The organism is Nocardia sp. NPDC005825 (assembly GCF_040630175.1).
Classification (GTDB): Bacteria; Actinomycetota; Actinomycetes; order Mycobacteriales; family Mycobacteriaceae; genus Nocardia.
The window spans coordinates 522,489-546,852 of sequence record NZ_JBEXXC010000003.1 but is presented as its reverse complement, the minus strand read 5'-3'; the positions used below and the strand labels follow the sequence as shown (position 1 = coordinate 546,852).

19 protein-coding genes and 1 pseudogene are annotated in these 24,364 nt (G+C 67.6%); 10 read left to right on the top strand and 10 right to left on the bottom strand.

From position 1 onward, the window contains the following. Positions 1–20: 20 nt before the first annotated feature. The 5 genes from narI to ABZ382_RS11335 are packed head-to-tail and all read right to left on the bottom strand — an operon-like array spanning position 21 to position 7,062. Complete coding sequence (gene narI / locus ABZ382_RS11355; protein WP_357086927.1) at positions 21–755, bottom strand: respiratory nitrate reductase subunit gamma; 735 nt, start codon at positions 753–755, stop codon at positions 21–23. Further along, a complete protein-coding gene (gene narJ, locus ABZ382_RS11350) occupies positions 752–1,432 on the bottom strand; it encodes a nitrate reductase molybdenum cofactor assembly chaperone (protein ID WP_357086925.1) in 681 nt (226 codons plus the stop codon). Before narJ ends, narI begins: the two co-directional genes overlap by 4 nt. Continuing rightward, the gene (locus ABZ382_RS11345; RefSeq protein ID WP_357086923.1) at positions 1,429–1,623 is read right to left on the bottom strand and encodes a hypothetical protein; all 195 of its coding nucleotides are present in this window, start codon (positions 1,621–1,623) and stop codon (positions 1,429–1,431) included. Before ABZ382_RS11345 ends, narJ begins: the two co-directional genes overlap by 4 nt. Beyond that, positions 1,620–3,320 (bottom strand): nitrate reductase subunit beta, encoded by a 1,701-nt coding sequence (gene narH / locus ABZ382_RS11340; RefSeq protein ID WP_357087337.1) that lies wholly within the window; start codon positions 3,318–3,320, stop codon positions 1,620–1,622. The genes ABZ382_RS11345 and narH overlap by 4 nt, the downstream gene beginning before the upstream one ends. Positions 3,321–3,330: 10 nt before the next feature. Next, positions 3,331–7,062 (bottom strand): nitrate reductase subunit alpha, encoded by a 3,732-nt coding sequence (locus tag ABZ382_RS11335; RefSeq protein WP_357086920.1) that lies wholly within the window; start codon positions 7,060–7,062, stop codon positions 3,331–3,333. 315 nt (positions 7,063–7,377) lie between these two features. Between ABZ382_RS11335 and ABZ382_RS11330 the strand changes: the two genes are divergently transcribed. After that, complete coding sequence (locus ABZ382_RS11330; protein WP_357086917.1) at positions 7,378–7,623, top strand: DUF1905 domain-containing protein; 246 nt, start codon at positions 7,378–7,380, stop codon at positions 7,621–7,623. A 209-nt stretch (positions 7,624–7,832) separates the two neighbouring features. Beyond that, the gene (locus ABZ382_RS11325) at positions 7,833–9,284 is read left to right on the top strand and encodes a DUF222 domain-containing protein (RefSeq protein WP_357086915.1); all 1,452 of its coding nucleotides are present in this window, start codon (positions 7,833–7,835) and stop codon (positions 9,282–9,284) included. Between the two features lie 378 nt (positions 9,285–9,662). Here ABZ382_RS11325 and ABZ382_RS11320 read toward each other — a convergent pair. Beyond that, positions 9,663–11,973: pseudogene (locus ABZ382_RS11320) on the bottom strand (arylsulfatase). Between the two features lie 138 nt (positions 11,974–12,111). Between ABZ382_RS11320 and ABZ382_RS11315 the strand changes: the two are divergent. From ABZ382_RS11315 to ABZ382_RS11295, 5 genes are all read left to right on the top strand, one after another. Next, on the top strand, positions 12,112–13,698 hold the full coding sequence (locus ABZ382_RS11315; RefSeq protein ID WP_357086913.1) for an ABC transporter substrate-binding protein: 1,587 nt from the start codon (positions 12,112–12,114) through the stop codon (positions 13,696–13,698). Then, positions 13,695–14,654 carry an ABC transporter permease gene (locus tag ABZ382_RS11310; protein ID WP_357086911.1) on the top strand — a complete coding sequence of 320 codons (960 nt, stop codon included), beginning with the start codon at positions 13,695–13,697 and terminating at the stop codon, positions 14,652–14,654. Before ABZ382_RS11315 ends, ABZ382_RS11310 begins: the two co-directional genes overlap by 4 nt. After that, complete coding sequence (locus ABZ382_RS11305) at positions 14,651–15,562, top strand: ABC transporter permease (RefSeq protein WP_357086908.1); 912 nt, start codon at positions 14,651–14,653, stop codon at positions 15,560–15,562. Before ABZ382_RS11310 ends, ABZ382_RS11305 begins: the two co-directional genes overlap by 4 nt. Continuing rightward, entirely contained in the window at positions 15,559–17,241 is a 1,683-nt protein-coding gene (locus ABZ382_RS11300; protein ID WP_357086906.1) for an ABC transporter ATP-binding protein, read from the top strand. Before ABZ382_RS11305 ends, ABZ382_RS11300 begins: the two co-directional genes overlap by 4 nt. Positions 17,242–17,448: 207 nt before the next feature. Then, positions 17,449–18,231, top strand: coding sequence for a helix-turn-helix transcriptional regulator (locus ABZ382_RS11295; protein WP_357086904.1), 783 nt, complete (start codon positions 17,449–17,451; stop codon positions 18,229–18,231). A 26-nt stretch (positions 18,232–18,257) separates the two neighbouring features. Here ABZ382_RS11295 and ABZ382_RS11290 read toward each other — a convergent pair whose 3' ends face one another. Beyond that, the gene (locus ABZ382_RS11290) at positions 18,258–20,006 is read right to left on the bottom strand and encodes an NTP transferase domain-containing protein (RefSeq protein ID WP_357086903.1); all 1,749 of its coding nucleotides are present in this window, start codon (positions 20,004–20,006) and stop codon (positions 18,258–18,260) included. A 342-nt stretch (positions 20,007–20,348) separates the two neighbouring features. On the opposite strand from ABZ382_RS11290, the gene ABZ382_RS11285 reads away from it, so the two are divergent. Beyond that, positions 20,349–21,191: a helix-turn-helix domain-containing protein gene (locus ABZ382_RS11285; protein ID WP_357086901.1), complete on the top strand. Its 843-nt coding sequence runs from the start codon at positions 20,349–20,351 to the stop codon at positions 21,189–21,191. Positions 21,192–21,234: 43 nt separating this feature from the next. On the opposite strand, the gene ABZ382_RS11280 is transcribed toward ABZ382_RS11285, so the two are convergent. Continuing rightward, positions 21,235–22,104 carry an alpha/beta hydrolase gene (locus ABZ382_RS11280; protein WP_357086899.1) on the bottom strand — a complete coding sequence of 290 codons (870 nt, stop codon included), beginning with the start codon at positions 22,102–22,104 and terminating at the stop codon, positions 21,235–21,237. Between the two features lie 251 nt (positions 22,105–22,355). On the opposite strand from ABZ382_RS11280, the gene ABZ382_RS11275 reads away from it, so the two are divergent. Both ABZ382_RS11275 and ABZ382_RS11270 read left to right on the top strand, forming a co-directional pair. Then, entirely contained in the window at positions 22,356–22,790 is a 435-nt protein-coding gene (locus ABZ382_RS11275; protein ID WP_357086897.1) for a hypothetical protein, read from the top strand. Positions 22,791–22,843: 53 nt separating this feature from the next. Then, positions 22,844–23,128: a WhiB family transcriptional regulator gene (locus ABZ382_RS11270; RefSeq protein ID WP_357086894.1), complete on the top strand. Its 285-nt coding sequence runs from the start codon at positions 22,844–22,846 to the stop codon at positions 23,126–23,128. Between the two features lie 103 nt (positions 23,129–23,231). On the opposite strand, the gene ABZ382_RS11265 is transcribed toward ABZ382_RS11270, so the two are convergent. After that, positions 23,232–23,531, bottom strand: coding sequence for an MGMT family protein (locus ABZ382_RS11265; RefSeq protein WP_357086892.1), 300 nt, complete (start codon positions 23,529–23,531; stop codon positions 23,232–23,234). Positions 23,532–23,549: 18 nt separating this feature from the next. Beyond that, a complete protein-coding gene (locus tag ABZ382_RS11260) occupies positions 23,550–24,326 on the bottom strand; it encodes an alpha/beta hydrolase (protein ID WP_357086889.1) in 777 nt (258 codons plus the stop codon). Positions 24,327–24,364 lie beyond the last annotated feature (38 nt).

The window sequence follows — 24,364 nt, the reverse complement described above, 5'->3', positions numbered from 1 at the left end:
CCTGACGTGCGAAATCCGTCTCAGCGGCGCGGAATGGCCGGGGTCTCCCAGGCTTTCGCGTAGCGCTTCTTGTCCGCGGACTTGTCCGGCTTGCTGCGGTAGACCACGTACGGCCGCACCAGGTAGCCGACCGGCGCCGAGAACATGTGCACCAGGCGGGTGTAGGGCCAGAAGGCGATGAGCGCCAGCACGACCAGCCCGTGCAGCTGGAAGGTCCAGGGCGTGCCGACCATCAGCTCCGGCTCCGGGTGCAGGGTGAACAGGCTGCGGAACCACGGCGATACGGTCTCGCGGTAGTTGTAGGTGCCCCACAGCAGGTTGCTGCCCCAGGTGTTGAGCAGTCCGGTGACCAGCGCCGCGGTCAGCAGGACGTACATGACCTTGTCGTTGACCGAGGTGGCCTGCCGGACGGCGGACACGGTCAGGCGGCGGTAGGCCAGGATGGCGACCCCGGCGATGACCGCCAGCCCCGCGACCGAACCCGCGGACACCGCGACCACGTGGTACACCTCCTCGGAGATGCCGAGGGCATTGGTCCACGACTCCGGGATGAGCACGCCGAGCACGTGGCCGCCGATCACGCCGAGCATGCCGAAGTGGAACAGCGGACTGCCCAGCTTCAGCAGCCGCGACTCGTGGATCTGCGACGACCGTGTGGTCCAGCCGAACTGGTCGGTGCGGTAGCGGTACAGGTGGCCCAGCACGAACGAGGTGAAGGCGATGTAGGGGAGCATCAGCCAGAGCGCGGAGCTCATCGGCGGGCCTCCGTTCCGGAGAAGGCGAGCGGGTCCATGGCGAAGGGGTCGAGGCCGACCTCTTCCTCCGGCGGGCCCTGGGCGGCGAGTTCGGCGATGCGCCGGCGGTCGGCGGTGGTGACCGGTGGCAGGGTCGCCACCACCGACGCCAGCACCCCGGCATAGGGAGATCCGCTGTCGGAAAGCGACAACCGCAGCAGTTCCAGGACCGGGACGTGTTCGCCCAGCAGCCGTTCGCCGCCGATCGGGTCGACGGTGGCGGCGAATTCGAGCAGCACAGGCAGGTGGTCGGGCAGTTCCTCGTCGCCGAGTTCGACCCCGGCGTGGCGGTAGGCGTGCTTGAACCGCAGCAGCGCCATCCCGCGTTTACGGGTGTCCCCGTAGGCGTAGAAGGTCAGGTGCAGGCTGGCCCGGCGGCGCATGTCGAAGGTCTCGACGTACTCCTGGGCCAGGGCGATCGGGTCGCCGGTGCGCAGATGGGTGAGGAAGCCGGCCAGCAGCGGGCGCACCGAGTCCGGCAGTTCCGCGGCGGCGGCGTCGAGTTCGTCGAGCAGCGCGAGGGTCTGCGCGTTCGGGTAGTCCAGCAGCAGCGCGCTCAGCCGCCACACCAGCCGCCGGTCCCGGTCGCTCAGGGCGACGGCGGGCTCGGGGCGGCGGCGCAGTTTCAGCAGGCTCATCGCGACGCCCCGGTGGATTCCGATGCGGCGCCACCGGTTTCGGAGGTGGCGTCGAGCTCGTCGAGCAGCGCGCGGGTGCGCGGGTGCGGGTAGTCCAGCGACAGCGCGTCCCGCCGCCACACCTCACGCCGCTCGTTGTCGCTCGCGGTGACGGCGGGTACGGAACGCCGCCGCAGTCTGAGCAGGTTCATCGCGCCGCTCCCGTCGGTTCGGGCTCGATCGATTCGGTGTCGACGGCGGGGGAGTGGTGCCCATTTCCGTTGGCTCCATTGCCATTCCCAGCGGCGCCGTTGCCGTTGGTCGAAGTGGGCACCAGCCCGCTGGTGCTCTTGCCGTCCCAGTTGAGCAGGTTGATCCGGTTGGACTTCTGCTCGGGCGCGGCGGCACCGTTGGTATCGGTGAGGTGGAACTTGTCGGCCATGTAGTCGAAGGCCGTCATACCCGGCCCGCCGTCGGTGTCCAGGGAACAGCCGGTGGCGAGCGAATCCAGTTCGTGCGCTTTGGATGTCGCGCCCGAGGGGATCACGTAGCGGTGCTCGTACTTGGCGATGGCGAGCAGCCGGTACATGGCCTCGATCTCCTCGGGCTCCAGGCCGACCGCGTCCGGGATGGACAGGTCGGGCTCCTGGCCGAGGTTGATCGAGCGCATGAACGACCGCATGCCCGCCAGCCGCTGCAACGAGGCGCGCACCGGGCCGATCTCACCGGCGGTGAACAGTTCGGCCAGGTACTCCAACGGAATTCGCAGCGCGTCGATCGCACCGAACAGGTTGTTGTGGTTCTCGCCGTCGTGCCCGGTCTGGGTGAGGGTGTCGACCACCGGCGACAGCGGCGGCACGTACCAGACCATCGGCATGGTGCGGTATTCCGGATGCAGCGGCAGCGCGATCTGGTAGTCGACGATCAGCTTGTAGACCGGCGAATCCTGTGCGGCGGCAATCCATTCCGGGGAGATCCCGGCCCGTTCGGCCTCGGCGATGACGCGCGGGTCGTGCGGGTTGAGGAACACGCCCAGCTGCGACGGGTACAGGTCCTGGTCGTTCTCGACCGAGGCGGCCTCGAGCACCTTGTCGGCGTCGTAGAGCATGACGCCGATGTAGCGCAGCCGGCCGACACAGGTCTCCGAGCACACGGTCGGGATGCCGACTTCCACCCGCGGGTAGCAGAAAGTACATTTCTCCGCTTTGCCCGTCTTGTGGTTGAAGTAGATCTTCTTGTACGGGCAGCCGGTCACGCACTGCCGCCAGCCGCGGCACTTGTCCTGATCCACCAGCACGATGCCGTCCTCGGCGCGCTTGTAGATCGCGCCGGAGGGGCAGGACGCCGCGCAGGACGGGTTGAGGCAGTGCTCGCAGATGCGCGGCAGGTAGAACATGAAGGTCTCTTCGAACTCCAGTTTCACCTGCTCGGACAGCTTGGCCAGCAGCGGGTCCTTGCCGACCTGCTCGGGACCCGAACCCAGTGAGTCGTCCCAGTTCGCGCCCCAGGTGACCTTGGTGTCCTCACCGGTGATCAGCGACTTGGGCTTGGCCACCGGCGTGGTGTCCATCTGCGGGGCCGACAGCAGGTTCTCGTAGTCGTAGCTCCACGGGTCGTAGTAGTCCGACACGGTGGGCAGGTCCGGGTTGGCGAAGATATTGAGCAGCCGCTTCATCCGGGAACCGGACTTGAGCGTGAGGCGGCCCTTCTTGTCGAGGGTCCACCCGCCCTTCCACTTCTCCTGGTCCTCGTAACGCCGCGGATAACCCTGTCCCGGACGGGTTTCCACATTGTTGAACCACACGTACTCGGTGCCCGCGCGGTTGGTCCAGGCCTGTTTGCAGGTGACGCTGCAGGTGTGGCAGCCGATGCACTTGTCCAGGTTCATGACCATGGCGAGCTGAGCCATGACGCGCATATCAGTACTCCACTTCCTGCGAGCGCTTACGAATCGTCGTGACCTCGTCGCGCTGATTTCCGGTGGGGCCGTGGTAGTTCAGCGCGAACGACTGCTGCGCGTAACCACCGATGAGATGCGAGGGCTTGATCATTATCCGGGTCAGCGCGTTGTGGATGCCACCGCGCTTGCCCTTGCCGACCTTGGTGTTCTCGCTGCCTTCGATCCGGGGGACGTTCACCGCGCGGTCCTGGGCGTGATACATGAACACGGTGCCCTCGGGCATGCGGTGCGAGACGATGGCGCGCGCCACCACGATGCCGTTGCGGTTGATCGCCTCGATCCAGTCGTTGTCGGCGACGCCGATCTTCTTGGCGTCCACGTCCGACATCCAGATCGCCTGCCCGCCACGCGAAAGCGTGAGCATGTGCAGATTGTCCTGATACGCGGAGTGGATGGACCACTTGGAGTGCGGCGTCAAATACCGAACGGTCACCCCGTTGCCATCGACATTGCCGATGCCGGGTTCGGCGAACAGCGCGCTCATGTCCAGCGGCGGCCGGTAGATCGGCAGCTGCTCGCCGAGCTCCATCATCCAGTCGTGGTCGAGGTAGAAGTGCTGGCGGCCGGTGAGGGTGTGCCAGGGCTTGGACCGCTCGACATTGATGGTGAAGGGGGAGTAGCGGCGTCCGCCGGTCTCGCTCCCGGACCATTCCGGTGAGGTGATCACCGGAACGGGCCGGGCCTGCGTGTCGGCGAAGGTGATTCGCTTACCCTCGTGCTCGGCAGCCAGATCGGCCAGCTCGGTTCCGGTGCGCTCTTCGAGCGCATGGAACCCTTCCACCGCGAGCCGGCCGTTCGTGGTGCCGGACAGTGCCAGGATCGCCTCGGCCGCGTGGGTGTCCTTGGCCAGAGACGGACGGCCCTGCGCGACACCGGAAACCACCGTGCCGTTCACGCCGCGCAGGTAATCTACCTCGACATCGGGAATTGTGGTGACACCCTTCGTGGTGAGTCCCAGGGTTTCCACGAGCGGTCCGAGCGCGGCCATCTTCTCCGCGACCTTCGGGTAGTCGCGTTCGACGACAACGAGTTTCGGCATGGTGACACCTGGAACGGGTTCGCATTCACCGTATTTCCAGTCCAGTACCCGGCCACCGGCCTGCGCCATGGCGTCGGCGGTGTCGTGCTGCAACGGCATCGCGACCAGGTCCTTGCGCACGCCGAGATGCTTCTCGGCCAGCCAGGAGAACCCGCGGGCGATGCGGTGGAAGGCCTCGAAATCGGTCTTGGCCTCCCACGGCGGGGAGATCGCCGGGGTGAAGGCGTGCACGAAGGGGTGCATGTCGGTGGAGGACAGGTCGTGCTTCTCGTACCAGGTGGCGGCCGGGAACACGATGTCGGAGAACAGGGTCGTGGACGTCATGCGGAAGTCCATCGACATCAACAGGTCCAGTTTCCCGGTGGCGGCCTCGTCGCGCCATTCCAGTTCCTGCGGGCGAATGCCGGTGGCCTCGGTGGTCTGCAGGTTGGAATCGGCGCCGAGCAGATGCTTGTGGAAGTACTCGTTGCCCTTACCGGACGAGCCGAGCAGGTTGGCGCGCCACACGGTGAGGACACGCGGGAAGTTCTCGGGCGCGTCGGGGTCCTCGCAGGCGAAGCGCAGATCGCCGGACTTCAGGCCGTCGACCACGTAGTCGGCGGGAGGCTTGCCCGCCGCGTCCGCCTCGTCGACCAGATCCAGCGGATTGCGGTTCAGCGTCGGGTAGGACGGCATCCAGCCCAAACGCGAAGCGAGCGCGATATTGTCGGCCGCGGTCCGCCCGGCGAACGCGCCCTTGCTCAGCGGGGAGGCGAACGAGTCGCTGGTGAACGGGTCGTAGCGCCACTGGTTGTTGGCCAGGTACCAGAACACGGTGCCCTGCATCTGGCGCGGCGGCCGCTGCCAGTCGGAGGCGAAAGCCAGTGTGGCCCAGCCGGTCACGGGACGGCACTTCTCCTGGCCGACGTAATGCGCCCAGCCGCCGCCGTTCACGCCCTGGCAGCCGGTGAGCAGCGTCAGGGTGAAGAAGGAGCGGTAGATCTGGTCGCTGTGGAACCAGTGGTTGGTGCCCGCGCCCATGAGGATCATGGACCGGCCCCGGGAACGCTCGGCATTGTCGGCGAATTCGCGCCCGAGGCGTTCGGCTTGTTGGGCGGGGACGCCGGTGATCGACTCCTGCCAGGCGGGAGTGTACGGCTGAGTCGCATCGTCGTAACCGGTCGGCCAATTGCCGGGCAGGCCGGACCGTCCGACGCCGTACTGCGCCAGCAGGAGATCGAACACCGTCGTCACCCGTCGCCCCGCGATGACGGTGGTCGGCACGCCGCGGGTGAGGACAGCCGCATCGCTGCCCGCGGAGAGCCCGTCGAAGCGGGGGAACTGCACGGCCGCAACATCATCGGTGCGGCCGTACAGGGTCAGCAGGGGATCGATGTCCCCCAGATCCAGATTCCACCGGCCCTTGCCCGCTTCGTTGAAGCGGTGGCCGAGGGAGCCGTTGGGCACCCGGGGAGCGCCGTCCGCGTCCAGCAGGACGGTCTGGTGCTCCACGCCCTCACCGGTGTGGCCGAGGTCGGCGGCGGTGAGGAACTTGCCGGGGGTGAAGGTGTGGCCGCTGTAGTCGCCGTCGGTGTCCCAGCCGCCGTCGTGCTCGTCCAGCGCCACCAGGTACGGCAGGTCGGTGAAGCGCTTGACGTAGTCGTCGAAGTAGGGAGTCTGCTTGTCCAGGAAGAACTCTCGCAGCACCACGTGACCCATGGCCATGGCCAGGGCGGCGTCGGTGCCGGGGCGGGCGGGCACCCACTCGTCGGCGAACTTGGTGTTGTCGGCGTAGTCGGGGGAGACCACCACGACCTTCTGGCCGCGGTAGCGGGCCTCGGTCATGTAGTGCGCGTCCGGGGTTCGGGTGACCGGGACGTTGGAGCCCCACATGATCAGGTATCCGGCGTCGAACCAGTCCGCGGACTCGGGCACGTCGGTCTGGTCGCCGAAGACCTGCGGGGAGGCGACGGGCAGGTCGGCGTACCAGTCGTAGAACGACAGCATGGAGCCGCCGATGAGCGAGATGAACCGCGCGCCCACGGCGTGCGACACCATCGACATGGCGGGAATGGGGGAGAAGCCCGCGACCCGGTCCGGGCCGTACTTCTTGATGGTGTGCACGTGCGCGGCCGCGGCGATCTCGGCGGCCTCCCACCATTCGGCGCGGACGAAACCGCCCTTGCCGCGCGCGGACTTGTAGGACTTGGCCTGGTCGGCGTCCTCGACGATGGACTCCCATGCCAGCACGGGATCCTTCAGCCGCTCCTTGGCCGCGCGGTACAGCTCGAGCAGCGCGCCGCGCACGTACGGATAGCGGATGCGCGCGGGGGAGTAGGTGTACCAGGAGAACGACGCGCCGCGCGGGCAGCCGCGCGGTTCGTACTCCGGCTTGTCCGCGCCCACGCTGGGGTAGTCGGTCTGCTGCGACTCCCAGGTGATGACCCCGTCCTTGACGTAGATCTTCCACGAGCAGGAGCCGGTGCAGTTCACACCGTGCGTGGAGCGCACCACCTTGTCGTGCGACCAGCGGTCCCGGTAGAACTCGTCGGCCTCGCGGCCACCGGTCTTGTGCAGGGTGCGCAAGTCACCGGACACTTCGCCGCGGTTGAAGTACTTCCCCAGTCGAAGCAGCGCATCGGCGGACGAGTGTCCGTTCTGCGTGATGGTCATAACGCCCCCTTCGAGCTGGAAAACCGGGCTGCTGGCTCGACTGTAGGGACGTCGGGGGAGGCATCAAAACGGTTTGCTCACAATGCTCGAAAGGAGTTTGTGAGCTGTGAGATCGCCGCAATGTTCCGGTCACTGAGGGGTAGCGGCCGAGGTCACACCCTCAGGTCGCGACCTGGGAAAACCCTTCCACGGCCGGTGAAACGTGTTCCCGTGAAGGTGTTTCGGACCAGTGGCGGTGAAGCTTCCGAAACGGTTGGTTCTCGCTTACTTAATATTTGTTAACACACCTTCGAATAGCTGGATGATCGCTATATCGTGCGCATCCCGGTCCGGGCCGGTTTCGACGGCATCCCGTACCGGGGATCCATCGCGAACATGGGAGCCGGGCCGTGCCTCGGCCTGTTGAAGGCCATCCGGGAAGAACTCGGCAAGGGGCCTGGCGATCGGGTCACGGTGACGCTGGAACGCGACAGCGCCGAGCGGACCGTCGCCGTGCCCGAGGATCTGGCGACCGCCCTGGCCGCGGCGGACGCGCGGGCGGCGTTCGACGCGGCCGTGTGAAACAGGCCGCGGAACCGTAGTAGTGAGATTCGGATGTGGAGGGCCGCGAAGAAGATTCGAGGAGCGGCCGGCTGATTCGGCGACCTATTCGGAACCGTATCCGAAATGGATGGCGATGGGGTTGTGAAACATCGCCGAAACGCCGAAATATGAAGGGAGAAAGTACATTTCGGGTTCCCTGGGTGATCATGTGAGCGTAAAATAGGGGTATGGATTCGAATGGGGTGACACTCGACGACTGCGGCATCGCTGAATTGGCGGCCGCGGTCTCGACCCTGACCGAATCCCTTCAGGGTGGGAAGATGGCGGACTTCTCCGATGAAGACGTCGTGGTTTTGATGCGGCAGCTCGAAACTTGCAAGCGTCAGCTCGCTGCTCTGGATACGGTCCTGATCATCGAGGCGGGGGAGCGGTCCCTGCATTCGCGTAGTAGGGCGGGGAAGATGGTGCCTTTCCTGCGCCATACCCTTGGGCTCTCCCGGTATGACGCGTCGGTGCGGGTGAAGATCACCCACCACTGCGGGGAATTCGTGCAACAGACCGGCCATGTCGCCCCACCAGTACTGCCGGTGACTGCCGAAGCGTTTGCCACAGGAGAGATCTCGCGTGATCACGTGCGTCACATCATGGATGTGATGAACCACCTCCCTTTGGATGTTCCCGCTGAGGCGCGGGCCGAGGCCGAGCAGATCCTTGTCGACTACTCGCGTAGCGGGTGGCCCGATGATTTGTTGAAGATCGGGCGAGACATCCTCGCCCGCCTGGATCCCGACGGGAAGGTTGTTTCCGATGCCGATCGGCGTCGCCGTCGTGGGATCACCCTGTGCCGTCCGGGTGTGGATGGCATGACGCGGATCGAGGGGTGGATCACCCCGGAGCTGCGTGCGTGCCTGGATGCGGTGTTCGCGAAGCTCGCCCGGCCCGGCATGTGCAATCTGGAGGACCCGGAAAGCCCTTCCGCTGCGGGTGGGTTCATCGCCGACAGTGTTCTCGATGCGGCTGCACGTCGTGACCGTCGCGATGCGGGACAGCGCACCCACGATGCGCTGCTCGCCCTGGTGCAGCCCGGCGTGAACATGCGGACCCTCGGTATGCACCGTGGCCTGCCGGTCGAGGTCGTGCTCACCATGAGCCTGACCGACCTCGAGAACGGGACCGGGGTTGCGACCACCGCGTCCGGCACGCAGATCTCGATCAACGAGGCCCTGAAGATGGCCGAAGGAACCCGCCCGGTGATCGCGGTCCTCGACGGCGACGGGATGCCGATCTACCTGCAACGGTCGCGCCGCACCGCCAACCGCGCCCAACGCCTCGCGCTCCTGGCTCGTGACAAGGGATGTACCCGGCCGGGGTGTGAACAACCCGCCAACATGTGCGCCGCCCACCACATCACCGATTGGGCCAAGGGCGGACCCACCGATATCAACAACCTCACGTTGGCGTGCGATCACTGCCACGCGTTGATCAACGATGGGCCCGAGGGGTGGAAAACCGTTGTGATGGGTAAAGACTCACCGCATCCCGGCCGGACAGGGTGGATCGCACCGAGGAGTGTTGACCCCACCGGTACCCCGCGCGTGAACGATCGTCATCACGTGGGGCAGGCGATCGCGGCTGCCATCGATTCCAGTTGCCGAACGTGGCGCTCACGGGCAGCGTGACACCCGTGCTGCTCGTGTCCTGCTGGCGTCCGCAAAACTACGCGGAGTGTGGTCGCCTCGCCTGCCCTGCCGGACTGTGGCTGACGCCGGGTTGGGAGCCGTGACCTGCCGATCCCGGCCCAGGGACTGCACGCATCACCTCTCGAGACAACACGACAGAGACCTCCCCGCGTATCCCTCCTATGACGGGATGCTGCACGGCCGAGCCGTATTCGGTCCCGGAAGGTGAGGGGCCTCGTAAACTCGGCCACCCTTCTTCCTTCTCCTGTTCCTACCGGAGGGGGCTGGTGGGTGAGGGGCCTCGCAAGCTCGGCCACCTCTCTTCCTTCTCCAGGCATCTTTTATCTTTTCTCTCTTGTTGTTTGGTCTTCGCGCGTCTTACTCCGCAACCAACTCGGCCTCAGAATCCAACGCCTGCTGCTCTTCCTCGGACACCCCGACAGCCCCGGGCCGATACGTGACCGCCCGCAACTCGCCGCTGTAGCGGAACACCCCCCGACGCTCGCGCAAATCCCATGACACCGGCCCACGCGCGTCGAGGCCCACCGAGATCCCGGTCCACGGCGACATCCCAACCAACTGAACCTGATTCGACAGCTCCCCGGCCCGCGTCCCATCGATGCCGAGCGAAATCCCATCGCAGGTGCGGACGAACGGTCGCAGACAGGGTGAGAAGAGTACTGCCGATGGGGATTTCGCCGGCATCGACCGTCGTATACCGCCCATATCCGTTGTAACCGAAGATCAGCCGGCCACCCTCGACGTACAGAATGTATCCACCGAGCGGATCCCCGTGCGCAACCAGCACACCCTCGTCGCCCGACCGATACCCGCCGAGCTCGACGTCGATGCTGAAATCGCGATACGCGATGAGCCGCTGCGAACGATAGCGCTCGAGGGTAGGTGTCCCGGGCAGGATCCGAACCTGATCGCCCAGCCGCGCTTCCTCGGGCCGCCGCCGCGCCAGGTCCTGCCGGGTGAGGAGCGGGAAAACCGTGTTGTGCCAAGCCGCTTCGTCCCATGCGGCGGCCAGCTCCGCCACCTTGTCGGGTAGCCGCTCGGAGAGATCGTGCAGCTCGGTGGGATCGGTGCGGACATCGAAGAGCTGCCAGCGCGGATTGTCGATCCCGCGCTCGGGCTCGTGCAGGGCGAGGAGTTTCCAGCCGTCGCGGTAGAAGCCGCGATGGCCGGTCATTTCCGAGTACTGCTCGACGTGCCGGGAGACAGCGGCCGAGTCCCGGAGGATGCTCGCCGCGGACACTCCGTCGAAGTCCTTGGCGGGTAGCCCATTACGAACGCTCGGCCGATCCAGTCCGATCAGTTCCAGCAGTGTCGGGGCCAGGTCGGTGATGTAGACGTACTCCTGGCGAACTCCGCTGTCGCCGTCCGCGCGCGGCAACCCCTGCGGCCAGGACAGGACGAACGGTACTCGGACGCCGCCCGCGAAGGTCTGGCCCTTGTAGAACCGGAACGGCGTGTTCGAGGCCTGTCCCCAGCCGCGCGGATAGTGCACGCCGAGCTTGGCGGTGCCGATGAGCTCGTCGTCGTGTGGGACGTCGCGCTCCCACTCCGGCTCGTCAACCTGGGCGAACTGCGCGAAGTAGGTGCGGGTGCCCTCCGGCCCGCCCTCCGCGGTGCCGCCGTTGTCGGAGGTGAACACGATGATGGTGTTGTCCAGCTCGCCGAGCTGTTCCAGGGTGTCCACGATCCGGCCCAGGCTCTGGTCGATGCTGTCGACCATGCCCGCGTACACCTCCATGTACCGCTCGAACCGCGACCGCTGCTCGTCGGTCAGCGCCTCCCATTCCTGGGCCTCGTAACCCGGCTCGGTATTGCGCGGCTTCTGTTCGGTCCCGGGCGGGAACAAGCCCTGCGCGAGCTGTGCGGCGAATCGGCTCTGCCGCAGTCGATCCCAGCCCTCACGGTAGCGCCCCCGATATTTGGCCTGATCCTCCGGCTTGGCCTGCAGCGGACCGTGCATGGCGGTGTGCGCGAAGTATAGGAAGAACGGCTTGGTGGCGTCGTGCGCGCGCAGTTCCTTGATGTAGCCGACCGCGCGATCGGTGTAGTCGTCGGTGAGGTAGTAGTCCTCGGGGTACTCCTCGATATTCACCGGCGAGCTGTCCGAGATGAGCTGATTCGGGTAGTAGAAGGAGTTCAGGCCTTCCAGGGATCCGTAATACCGGTCGAATCCGCGCCGCGTCGGCCAGGAATCGCGTCGCGCGGCCGGGTGCAGCGTGGCGTCGCGTACCAGATGCCACTTCCCGACCGCGTAGGTCGCATATCCGTTGGTGCGCAAGATTTCCGGCAGCGTCAGCACATCGTCGGCCAGTTCCAGCCGCAGCCCGGGATACCCGGGATCGGCATTGGCGACGAATCCGAAGCCGGCCCGATGGGAATTGATTCCGGTCAGCAGCGCCGCCCGCGACGGTGAGCACAGTGGCGTCGTGTGGAAGTTGGTGAGCCGCAATCCATTCGCGGCCAGCCGATCGAGAACCGGGGTGTCGATCTCCGACCCGAACGGGCCGATATCGCTGAACCCCATATCGTCGACCAGCACCACCACGACATTCGGCGCACCGGCGGGCGCGACCGGCGGATACTGCCATTCCGGTGTGGAATCGGCGGTGGTGCGGCCGATCTCACCGGAGAAACTCTCATAACCACGGGCATGGGCGGGGACTGACATGCTCCCCAGCAAAGGCCGCCTGCCGGGTTGACGGCCAGGGTTTCACTCTGGCTGCGTGCAACCGGTGATCCGTCATGCATTCGCGGTTAGCGTCGCCGCACACAATCCAGCGATCGGTCCACACTCGAGGATTTCCAGATGAATTCGTCCCCCGGCGCCCTGCACCGCCGTACATTCCTGCGCGGCTCGGCCGTCGCCGCCCTGGCGATCTTCGGCGGCGGGGCGCTGGCCGCCTGCACCTCGGCGGTGAGTCAGCAGAAGGGCGGCGACGACAACGCGCAACCCGTGCGCGGCGGGACCCTGAAGTACGGCGTGCTGGTCGACCTGGTGCCCGCCAACCTGCTCACCAATACCGGCACCACGCCGTACGTGGTCGGCCTGGTCTTCGAGACTCTGGTGCGGTACCCGCACGACAAGCTCGAACCACAGCCGCTGCTGGCCAAGAGCTGGACCGTCACGCCGGACGGCAAGTCCATCACTCTCGACCTGCGCGACGACGTGACCTTCCACAGCGGCCGCCCCTTCACCTCCAAGGATGTGGAGTTCTCGCTGCGCACCTACGCCGACCCGAAATGGTCGGGCCAGCTCAAGAGCACCGCCGCCGCGGTGACCGGCATCGACGCCAGCGACCCGCACCGGGTCACGCTGACCCTGGCGCACCCGCTGAGCAATCTGTTCGACCTGCTCGACACCGTGCCCATCCTCGACAGCGAATCGATCGAGCAGCTGGGCACCGGCGAGAAGATCGTCGGCACCGGGCCGTTCCGATTCGTACAGCGAATCCCCAACCAGCAGTTGGTGTTCGAGAAGAACACGAACTACTGGGTGCCGGACCGCCCCTACCTGGACCGGGTCGAACTCACGATCATCTCCGACAACCAGGCGCAGCTGAACGCCCTCAAAACCGGGCAGATCCACCTCGCCGACGGCGTCACCTACCGCGACAACGAGAACCTGGCCAAGACCGACGGCTACCGCGTCTACACCTACGAGGGCGCCGAGATCGAGATCTACGCCGGCGCGAACGTCGCCGACCCGGTGCTGTCGGACGTGCGGCTGCGGCAGGCCATCGCCTACGCCGTCGACCGGGAGCGCATCATCGCCGAGGTGTTCCGCGGTGCGGGCTACGCCGCGAACCTGCCGTGGCCCAAGAACTCGCCGGCCTTCGACGCCGCCCGCAACACCCGGTACTCACGAGATGTGGCCAAGGCCAAGCAGATCCTGGCCCAGCTGCCGAAGCCGCCGAAGATCCCGCTCACCTACAACACGGCGGTGTCGGCGTACGAGGCCGCCGCACAGATCGTCCAGGCCAACCTCGCCGAGATCGGCATCGAGGTGGAACTCGCGCCCACCGACAACGCCACCTTCGTCAAACAGCTGATCGGCGCGCAGTTCCCGGGCCTGTGGATCACCGACCACTCCTGGGCGCAGTTCGTGCCCTCCACCCTGACCGTGAGCGCCTACCCGTTCAACGCCCGGAAGAACGCCTCCCACTTCGAATCGCCCGCCTACGTGGCGGCCGCCGACGCGGCCTGGCAGCTGCCGCAGAGCACCGGCCCGGACGCGGTCCGCGCCTACCAGGCATTGAGCGATCAGCTGCTCGACAGCCTGTTCCTCATCGAGATCGGCGTCCGGTACTCGCAGGGCTCGGCGACCCGGAAGCTGCACGGCTTCAACTGGACCAAGCGCCGCGAACTCGCGTTGACCGAGGCGTTCCTGGCATGACCGCCTATCTGCTGCGCCGGGTCCCCTCCGCGCTGGCGGTGCTGTTCGGGGCCTCGGTGCTGATCTTCCTGCTGCTGCGGCTGGTGCCCGGCGACCCGGCGACCATCCTCGCCGGAGCCGACGCCACGCCGGAAACCGTCGCGGCCATCCGGCATCAGCTCGGGCTGGACCGCTCCATCCCCGCGCAGTACCTGTCGTGGCTGCGCGGCGTGGTGACCGGCGACCTGGGCCGGTCGTATCTCATCGGCGGCCAGATCTCCGACCTCATCGGGCGCGGGTTGTCCAATACGCTCATCCTCGCGGGCGCGGCGCTCGTGCTCGCGGTCGTCGTGAGCCTGGCGGTGTCGGTCGCGTCGGTGCTGTGGGATCGCCGCTGGCTCAATGCGATCGTGGCCGCCGCCAACACCGTCACCGTCGCCATCCCGGTCTTCGTGACCGGCGTGCTACTGGTGCTGGTCTTCGCCGTGACAATCCCCGTCCTGCCCTCGGGCGGCCTGCCGCCGGACGGCTTCCTCGCCCGGCCCGACATCGCCGTGCAGTACCTGCTGCTGCCCGCGGTGTGCCTGGCCCTGCCGGTGTCGGCGGCGCTGACCCGGTTCCTCACCGAGGCGCTGCGCACCGAACTCGCCAAGCCGTACGTCCTCACCGCCCGCGCCCTGGGCGTGCCGCGGCGCCGCATCGTCACCCACGACGCCCTGCGCAACGCCCTGCCCGCCATGCTCACCACCCTCGGCATCCAGGCCGGCAATCTCCTCGGCGGTGCGGTCCTGGTCGAGGCCGCCTTCGCGTGGCCCGGCATCGGCCGCCTCATCGAAGAGGGCATCAATCGCCGCGACTACCCGGTGGTGCAAGCCCTGCTGCTGTTCTCGGTCGCGGTGTTCGTGGGCCTCCAACTGCTCACCGACATCGCCCACGCGTACCTCGATCCCCGCATCCGCATCGGAGGCCGCGCATGAGCGAGTCCACCGCAGCCTTCGACACGCTGCCCGCCGACCCCGCCGCCCAGCCCATACCGGCCACGGAAGATCCGGTGCCCGAATCGGGTCCGGGGCGCTCGCCGTGGCGCGCTCTCACCCGCGGTCAGGGCTTGGCCGGCGTGCTGCTCGTCGCCGTCATCGCGGTCGCGGCGCTGGCCGCCGGGTTGCTGACAACATATGGTCCGCTGGAGCAGATTCCGGGGGCGAATCTGCTCGGCCCGAGTGGGGAGCACTGGCTGGGGACCGATCACCTCAATCGGGACGTGTTCACCCGCCTGCTCTACGGCATCCGCGTCGACCTGCTGATCGCCTTCCTCGCGGTTCCGGCGGGCGCGGTCCTCGGCTCGGTCATCGGGCTGGCCGCCACCGTGAATCCGGTCGCGGATGTGCTGGCGCAGCGCGTGTTCGACCTGATCCTGGCGTTCCCGGCGCTCATCTTCGCGATCGCGCTGACCGCGGTCACCGGGCCGGGCGCGCACGCGGTCGCCATCGTGATCATCGCCGCCGAAGTCCCCATCTTCGGCCGGCAGATCCGCACCGCCGTGCTGGCCGTGCGCGAACAGCCCTTCGTCGAGGCCGCCACCGTGATCGGCGCGAGCACCGCCTGGACGCTGCGCAAACACGTGCTGCCCAATGTGATCGAACCGCTCGGGGTCCAGCTGGCGCTGTCGCTGTCGCTGGCCGTGTTCGTGGACAGCGCCATGAGTTTCATCGGCATCGGGGTGCGGCCGCCGAACCCGTCGCTGGGGTCGCTCATCGCCGAGTCCACCCGCAATCTGGACGCCAATCCCGCCATGGCGGTCGGGCCGCTGCTGGTGGTGTCGGCGCTGACACTCGGATTCCTGTTGATCGCCCAGGCTCTGGGCCGCGCCCGGAGGGTGATATGACCGCCGAGACCTTGCTCGACATTCGTGACCTGGCAGTACGTTTCGGTGCGCGGAAGGTCTTGCACGGCGTGGACATCCAGGTGGCGCGCGGGGAGACCGTGGCGCTGGTGGGTGAATCCGGCTCCGGCAAATCGCTCACCGCGCGCGCCGTGCTCGGGCTGCTGCCCGCCGGCGCCACCGCCACCGGCTCGGTCCGGCTGGACGGGACCGAGATCGTCGGCGCCACCGAGGACGAGCTGCGGCCGCTGCGGGGCACCCGGGCCGCCATGGTCTTCCAGGAACCGCAGACCGCACTGAACCCGGTGCGCCGCATCGGAAGCCAGATCGCCGAGGCCCTGCGCGCCCACCGGCCGATCGGCAAGGCGCAGGCCCGCGCCCGCGCCATCGAACTGCTCGGAATCGTCGACATCCCCGAGCCGGAGACGCGGGTCGACTGGTATCCGCACCAGCTCTCCGGCGGGCAGAAGCAGCGGGTCGTGATCGCGCTGGCCCTGTCCGGCGAACCGGACCTGCTCATCGCCGACGAACCCACCACCGCGCTCGACGTCACCGTGCAGGCCGAGATCCTGCACCTGCTGCGGGACCTGCAGCGGCGCAACGACACCGCGATCCTGTTCATCACCCACAACCTGGGCGTGGTGGCCGCCATCGCGGACCGGGTGGTGGTCATGCGGGCGGGGGAGGTGGTCGAAACCCAGCCGGTCCGTGAGCTTTTCGCGAGCCCCCGGGAGCGGTACACGCGGGAACTGCTGGCCGCCGTCCCGGTGCTGCCGGAGGACAGCGCGACGCCGGCGCCCCCGGTGGCCGTGGTGACCGCGGAGCCCGAGCCGGATACGACCGCCACGCCCGATCCCGAACCGGTGTTGCGCGTGCGCGATCTCTCGGTCGTCTACCGCCGCCACGGCAAGCAGTTCCAGGCCCTGCGGGACGTGTCGTTGACGCTGGCCCCGCGCGAGGTGATCGGCCTGGTCGGGGAATCCGGTTCGGGCAAGAGCACTCTCGGCCGCACCGCGCTCGGCCTGGTGCCCGCGACGTCGGGAGAGGTGGTGTTACAGGGAGTCCCGCTCACCGGGCTACCGGGCCGCGAACTGCGCGGGCTGCGCAAGAACGTCGCCCTCGTGCATCAGGACGTCACCGCCTCACTGGATCCGCGGCGGTCGGTCGAGGACGCGATCGGGGAGCCGCTGCGGGTGCACCGGGCGGCCTCGGGCGCGCTGCTCCGCGCCAAGGTCGGCGAACTGCTCGAATCGGTACGGCTGCCGCGGGAGTACGCGACACGCCGCCCCGGCGAACTGTCCGGCGGGCAACGCCAGCGTGTCGCGCTGGCCCGCGCCCTGGCCCTGGCCCCGCGCCTGCTGGTGGCCGACGAGCCCACCAGCGCGCTGGACGTCTCGGTGCAGGCGCGGGTGCTGGACCTGTTCGCGGACCTGCGCGCCGAGTACGGATTCGCCTGCTTGTTCATCAGTCACGACCTGGCCGTCGTGCATCAGGTGGCCGACCGGGTGGCGGTCCTGCGCGAAGGGCGTATCGTCGAATCGGGCCCGGTCGACGCCGTGTTCGGCAGTCCGCGCGAGGAGTACACGCGCCGCCTGCTCGACGCGGTGCCCGCCCCGGATCCGGTGCGTTCACGGGAAGTGAAAAACTCTTCCGTGGAACCGCCCCTGGCTTTGGGGGCTTGACGGTAGTTTGGAGATCGGACTCCCCGCCGTCCATCGCCGATCCCGTGTCACATATACCAACAGGATTATTCGGTGATACTGATTGGATTTGCGGCGCTGAGAGGTTCATATACCGATCTGTGTAAGTATCCGTCCTGAAGCGGATCTCAGTGGTGCCTCTATGGGGAGGCGAGGTGGGCCACCGGGATTCCGAGAAGGAGGGAACCAGTGGGCGCGAGAGCGGTATGCGGACAGGATTTTCGGGAACTCGAAGCACCCACGTTCGGAAACCTGCTGCGGCGGCTGCGTGACAATCGCGGTGTTTCCCGCGAACGGCTGGCATTCAATGCCGGCGTAAGCGCCAGCTACATAACGCATCTGGAGAAGGGCGACCGCGGAAACCCCACTCGCGAAGTGGTGACCGCGCTCACCCGCTATCTGGACCGGCTGATCCCGCTCTCCAGTGAGGACCGTCGCCAGCTCGACGATCTGGCCGGCCTGGGATCGGACCAGGTTCCGTCCCCGGCGGAACTGCGCGCGGTCATCACCCCGGAGATGGTCCGCACCCTCGATCTGCACAGCCCGAATATGGCCGCCCTCCTGGACATTCGGTCCAACCTGCTGGCGTGCAATGCCGCCTGGCACGACGCGTTCCCGGGCCTGCCCCCGCACGGCAATATGCTGCGCTGGTTCTTCGGTCATGAGCTGGCCGCCAAAGTGATGGTCAACTGGGAGTCGGACGCCCGGCTGATCGCGGGCTGGATGCGCGCATTGATCGGCCGCTCCGGAAATACCGAGGGATTCACCGATCTGATCCGGGAGCTCGGGGAATTCCCGAAATTCCGGCAGGCGTGGTCCGACGGCGGCGTCGCGTTCGCACCCCACGTCTTCACCCTGCACATGCGCAACCCGGTCACCGGCGTGCGCCGCCGGATCCTCGCGCAGACCGGCCGCATCGACGGCGCGGCCTACCCGGGCCAGCTGTTGACCGTTCTCGGTCTCCCCGGCTGAGCCCGGTGGAACGGGGGACGCTGCTCTCAGCCTCGCAGCGGAATGAACTCGGCCAGGACGCCGTCCTCGGCCTCGGCCGGAACGATCACCAGGCCGTCACGGTCCAGCAGATCGGCCAGATGGGCCGTGTGCAGCCGCAGATCGCCCTGGAAGCCGCCACCGGGCAGCGCCCGCGCCGGGACGATGCGGGCCACCGGAGCGGTCAGCTCGGCCGCGTTGGCCAGCGGGCCCAGCACCCGGCGCGCCGGTGCCGCACCGGTCATGCCCTCCACGGTCGCGCCGATCAGCGCCAGCAGCGTGGAGATGGCCGCGAAGGGGTTGCCGGGCAGTCCCAGAACGACTGTGCCGGAAGCCAGTTGGGCGGCCACGGTGGAGCCGCCCGGCCGCAGCCGCAGCCGGCGCAACAGCACGGTGGACTCGGTCCGGTCCAGCGCGGAGCGCAGCTGGTCGGCCGCGCCGCCGCCGGTCGCGCCGACGATGACGAGCAGATCGCAGTCGGCCGCGGCCGCCAGCACCTCGTCGAAGGCGTTCTCGGTGTCGCGCAGGTGAACCCGGTCGATCGTGGTGACGCCGTACCAGGCCAGGAAGTCGGGCAGCACCGGGCCGATGGCGTCGCGGGTCTGGCCGGTGTGCAGCGGGCCGTCCCCGCGAATCTCGTCACCGGTCATCACGATTCGCGCCCGCACCGGGCCGCGGACCGACGCCGTGGCGACCTCGGCGCTGGCGGCCACCGAGATGAGCGCGGCGGTGACCGGGGTGCCCGCGGGCGCGACTTCCGCACCGGGCAGCCAGTATTCGCCGCGGCGGCGCACGTCCTCGCGGATCGGCGTGTCCGGCAGCCGGTACAGGGTGCCGTCCTCGCCGATGTGCACGAACTCGTCGCGCACCACCGAACTGGTCCCGTCGGGCACGTGCGCGCCCGTCGCGATGCGGACCGCTTCGCCGTCCAGCAGGCCCACCGGCCGCTCGCCGCCGGCGAACCCGATATCGCGGCGCAGCTGCCACGGCCCGTCGCCGCTGACGGCGTAGCCGTCCATGGCCGACACGTCGAAACGCGGCAGCGCGTCCGCGGCCAGCAGCGGGGCGGCCAGCGTCGCGCCGCGCGCCGAGCGCAGGGTGGCGCGGCGCGCCGGCAGCGGGGAGATGCTCCCGCGCAGCACATCCCGCGCCTCGTCGAGCCACAGCGGCTCGGCCGTCCGGACCGCGCCGGTGCGCGCCCGGCGCACATCCTCGGGGGTGTCGCAGTCCTCGACGCCGGGCAGCGCGACCATGGCGGTGTCCACCGGCACCAGCGCCTTCATCGGCCGATTCACCAGGGAGTCCAGGGAATTCAGCGCCGCGTCCAGGGCGGCGCGCCGCCACACACCGACCAGGTACTGCGGGCGGCCCGAGGCATCGGCGGCGAATACCGCGTCGCTCCCGGATTCCCTTGCGTGGGACAGCAGTTCACTCACCGCGGCCGCGGTGAGGAAGGGCATGTCGGCGGCCAGCACCACGATCAGCCCGGCGGGGAACTCACACCCGGCCAGGGCGCCCAGACCAGCGGCGATGGCGGCGACGGGGCCCGCCCCGGCCGGTATCTCCTGTGCCTGAAGGACTTCCGGCGGCAGTTCGGGCCGGTGCGGTCCGACCACGACCGTGCGCGCGCAGCCCGCCACCGCGGTGAGCGCCGCGTCGAGCATGGATTGCCCGCCCACGACCAGCGCGGGTTTGTCCACTCCGCCCATCCGGCTGGCCTTTCCTCCGGCCAGCACGATGGCGTCGACGGGTGTCACGATCCCGTTCCGGGGTGGGGGAGTGTCAGGGCCTCACTGCGCATGGTTGAAGATCGTAGTGGCACCCTGTTCAGGGGTCGCCGGGCACGCCGGAAACCTGCGCTTGCTAAGCAATTGCCGATAGTCGTTACGTTATGAGATGTGGCACGACACATAGTAGAAATGGTCTTGTTTTAACCTTCAGAACAATCGCATATGGCAGTATCCGAGTCGAGAACTGGCGGAGTATGCGGCGTTCGTCACAGTTCGCACCAGGCGTCACACCGGGTCCCACTGTCCGGAACCAGGAGGACTCAGAGCGATGAAGGTTGGTTTGCTGAGTGTTTGTGGAGAGGGAACGGCGTGGTGCTGGGCGTGAAACCGGATAGGGACTCGGACGATCTGAAGCCGCCGACTTTCGGATTGCTGCTGCGCCGCCTGCGTGATGCACGGGGCGTATCACGCGAAAGGCTCGCGTTCAACGCCGGTGTGAGCGCCAGCTACATCAGCCATTTGGAGAAGGGCGATCGCGGCCACCCCACCCGGGAAGTGGTGGATGCGCTGCTGCGATATCTGGACCGAATAACCCCGTTGTCCGCCGTCGAGCGCCGCCATCTGCTCGATCTGGCCGGACTTGGGGTGAGCGAATTCCCGTCCGTGGAGCAACTGCGCGCGGAAATCACCGACGACATGCGCCGCGCCCTCGATCTGCACGAGCCGAATCTGGCCGCCTACGTCGATACGCGCTGGAATGTGCTGGCGTGCAACGAAAGCTACGCGCGAGCATTCCCGGGACTGGAGCGCGACACGAATATTCTGCGCTGGTTCCTGGGCAACGACGCGGCGCGCGAGGTGATGGTCGAGTGGGAGGAAGAGGTCCGGCTCACCGTGCACTGGTTGCGCGGGCTGATCGCGAGCTCTGGAGATACCGCCTGGTCGGTTGAATTCCTCGCAGAACTCGGACGTTTCGGACTATTCCGGGAAATGTGGGACGAGGGCATCGCCGCCTACGGACGGCCCCGCGCCACCATGCGCCTGCGCGAGCGGCAGACCGCCCGGCGCTTCGATATCGCGGTCCAGCTGTTCAGCGTCTTCAACGCCGCCTACCCCAGTCAGATCCAGATCTTCCTCGGCATCCCGAGCTGGCACGAGGCCGGGATGTCCCCCGATGGGACCGCCTTCGACGAGGGCACCGGCCGGCCGTGACCGCCATGGGCACGGCCCGCAGGGCTCCTGCGCTGGCGACCGGCTACTGCGCGGCCTGAATCTCGCGCGCGGCCCGATTCTCACGCTGACCCCGCTGGGCCGGCCACTGCGCCGACAGCGCCCGCGCCAGCCGGCTCTCGCGTCGCGCGGTGGACTGCTCGACCAGCCGGATCAACAGGGGCGCAACGACTTCCGGATGGGTCCAGGCCGCACCGTGCCCGGCGCCGGGAATGGTCACCACGCCGTCGGCTCCGGACAGCCCGGCGGTGAGCGCCTCGGACTTCTGGGACGTGCTGTTGCCGTCCTGGCTCCCGCGCACCACGAGGGCGGGCGCGGTGATCTCCGATAGTCGGTGCAGCACCGAACGCCGCTCCATCAGGCAGCGGGCCGCGGGCAGGATGGCCTTGCGGTCGGAGCTGTACCAGCGACTGGTCCAGGCCCGCCACTGCCGCGGATCGGTGCCGCCGATGAGCTGCGGGGCCAATTCGGCCACCAGCGGGGCCATCGGCTCCTCTCCGGTCCAGCGTTCGAAGAATTCGCGGTAGTAGGCCAATTCGGCCGGGGTGCACGCGGTCGCCTCGGTATCGATCAGGGCGAGCCCCTGGACGCGTTCGGGCGCGAGCAATGCCATGCGCAATGCGGAGTAGCCGCCCTGACTCATTCCGCCGATGACCGCGCGCTCGATTCCGAGATCATCGAGCACCGCCAATCCGTCGGCCGCGAGATCCCAATAGCTGAACGGTTCGCCATCGGGTGTCTGTGTCCGTCCATGGCAACGCGCGTCGACCGTTACGAGATTGATACCGGCGGCTGCCAGGGATTCGCGCATCGGCTCGAACATCGACTCGTCCATGAAGAATCCATGGGCGAGCAGAAGCGTGGGGCCGCTGACCTGGCTGATGTTGTAATGCACTGTTGCTGAACCTGATCGCACATAAGGCATGGTCAGACCATAAACGGCGGAACGCGCCACTCCCTATATGTTTGCCCGCGTGGTGCCAGGCACCCTGCGGTGCGGTTCCCGGCGGGTACCCACACTGGCCAGTGTCAGTACTGCTAGGGGTTTGCCCCAGATTGCCCCAAAACTGGACAACAAGATCACGGGCCCATTTAAATCAGCGCATGGCGCTTTTGGGACAAGCGCATTTTCAAGGGAGGAAACAAATGTTCGACGTCACCACGGCCCGGCGGAACGACTTCCGGATCGACCGCGGCGCGGGATTGCGGGAGTCGCTCGAAGGCCTGTTGCTCCATGACGGTGTCGGCCTCGATGCCCGTATGCGCCACGCGATCGCCGCGGTCGTTCACCTCGCGGTAGACGCCCCGCTGGGCGTTCCGGAAGACGCCGAGGAATTCCTGGGCCGGCTGGATGCCTCGTGGTTGTTCGCCGCGTGGAATGACAGCGATCAGGAACTCTCTCTTCTGAATACCCTCGCGGGCGGCGAGGTTCCGGCATTGAGCTGGTGCGAACTCATGTTCACCACCGCGCTCGCGCCGTGGTCGGCTGCTCCGGCGGCCGTGCACGCCCGTCGCATCTTCGTCAATGGTGAGCAGGCGCGGTTGGCTGCGGTCAGTGGTGACTGCGGCATGGGTCGGTAAAAACCATACCGCGCGTTTTTCTTTCTGATACTTGTATTGAAGGGATGGGGATAGTGAAGCTGCTTTTCACCAATTTCGATGCCATGTTCGAATCTCTCGCCCGCCGTGACGGAGCCGACTCCGAATCCTGGCACCAGCAGGCCCTGTGCACCCAGACCGACCCCGAGGCCTTTTTCCCCGACAAGGGCGGCTCCACCCGCGAGGCGAAGCGCATTTGCTCCTCGTGCGACGTGCGCAAGGAATGCCTCGACTACGCGCTCGCCCATGATCAGCGTTTCGGCATCTGGGGCGGACTCTCGCCGCGCGAACGCCGCCGCTTCGAGCGCGGCGCGGCCTGATGGCCGTTCCGGCCCGGCAATTTCGTCGATCCGGCCGGAGTTTTTCGATGATTTTCGTTTGTGAGGGACAGAATTCCTCCGTGGCCCGGGGCCGGTAGCCGGTTCAGTCCTCGAACCGGAACCGGGCCCGCCGCAGGTCCACGCGATCCCCGGCCAGCGGGCAGCCCTCGGCGGCCAGCTGGGCCAACTGCCGATGCGCCAAATGTGGTGCGGGCGTACCGTTTGCGCGCAGCACCCGATGCCAGGGCAGATCCGCGGCGTCGGTGCGCATGATCCAGCCCACCGTGCGCGGTGTGGACAAGCCCGCCGCGGCCGCGATATCGCCGTAGGTGGCGACCCGGCCGGGCGGAATCGCCGCCACCAATTCCCGCACTCGCTCGATTTCGGTTTCGCTGGTGGGCATTTCACGCCTTCCGTGGGATCAGAGCAGTGTGCGGACCAGTTCCGCGGTTCGCGCGGGGCGCGCCTGCGACACCATGTGGTCGCAGTCGAACTCGTGAACGGTGAGCCGGTCGCCCAGATGCGCGGACAGCGCCGCCCGGAAGTCCGGGGACACCAGCGGCGGATCCACCTTCATCGCCTGCACCATGACCGTCGGCAGCTCCCGCGGCGGCAGCACGAAGTCGCGCGCGATCTCACCCCAGTAGGCGATGATCGCGGGCAGCGTCATCCGCCAGCCCACCCGGCCGTGCGCGGTCGGCACCAGATGCTCGGCCAGCTCGGCATCCAGCACCGCGGGGTCGACCTCGCCCCACGCGGTCTCCAGCTTGTCGAAACGGGCCTGCTCGACACTCTCGTAATCCGGCGACGCCAGCATGGACGTCGCGATGCTCAGCATGCGCTCGGCGTCCAGACCGATGGCCGGATCCAGCAGCACCAGACCGCGCACCAGATCCGGGCGGCGATGCGCCAGATGTACCGCGACGGCCGCGCCGAACGAATGCCCGAGCGCCACCACCGGTTCGCCGGTCCCGAGTTCCGGCAGCGCGGCGAGATCATCCACGATCGCCTCGAAATCCCAGGGCGGCACGCCGGGCGACCTCCCGTGCCCGCGCAGATCCGGTGCGATGATCCGGACGTCGGGGAGATGTTCGTCGGCCAGCACCTGCCAGCGCTGGCCGTGACCCGTCAACCCGTGCAATGCCAGCACGACCGGACCGGTCGGGGGACCGAAACGATGAGTATGAAGCTCCACCACACGCCCATTCTGCTGCCTGCCCGCGCCACGGGAAATCG